The following is a 585-nucleotide window of genomic DNA, read 5'->3' as shown; positions in this document are numbered from 1 at the left end:
ATAAAATTGACGTGCGAAATCTAGTATTTGTGGATGAAGCGGGATTGAATTTATCAATGTCACGCTTGTTTGGTAGAGCAGTAGACGGCGAACGAGCAATTGGTAGCATTCCTGGAACGAAGGGTGGAAATGTTTCCTTAATTGGTGCTTTGAACCTTGATGGGCTGATTGCAGCAATGACTGTACCAGGAAGCACCAATACAGAAGTGTTTCTTACATATGTAACTCAGGTCTTGGTACCTCAATTATGGAAAGGGGCTATTGTGGTTATGGATAATCTGAAGGTTCATCACGCGGAGCGTGTAAAAATTGCCATTGAGTCCGTTGGTGCATTCGTCAAGTTTTTACCGAAGAAAGGCAGAGGGCAGAGGGCAGAGGGCAGAAGGAAAGAAGGTAAGCTTTGATACAAAAATAAGTCCTCTGTTCTCTGCCATAAGGTTTAAAGCCCCTGAATTTATTTATGGAGAAAAATAAACGCGTAGCAACTTTATTAAATCCCCCGAATTCATTCGTGGGGACGCCTTCTGCCTTCTGCCTTCGTACTTCTGCCTTCTTACCCCCCTACTCTCCTGATTTATCCCCCAT

The 585-nt window shown here is 43.8% G+C and carries 1 protein-coding gene; it reads left to right on the top strand.

The window, feature by feature from the left end:
• Positions 1–404 (top strand): IS630 family transposase (locus ACM0OZ_RS49180; RefSeq protein ID WP_414590213.1); only part of this gene is annotated, 404 nt, incomplete at its 5' end.
• Positions 405–585: the final 181 nt, after the last annotated feature.

Source organism: Scytonema sp. PCC 10023 (assembly GCF_963920835.1).
GTDB lineage: Bacteria > Cyanobacteriota > Cyanobacteriia > Cyanobacteriales > Nostocaceae > Kalymmatonema.
The sequence above is the reverse complement of the archived record's forward strand: the minus strand, read 5'-3'. Positions and strand labels throughout refer to the sequence as shown.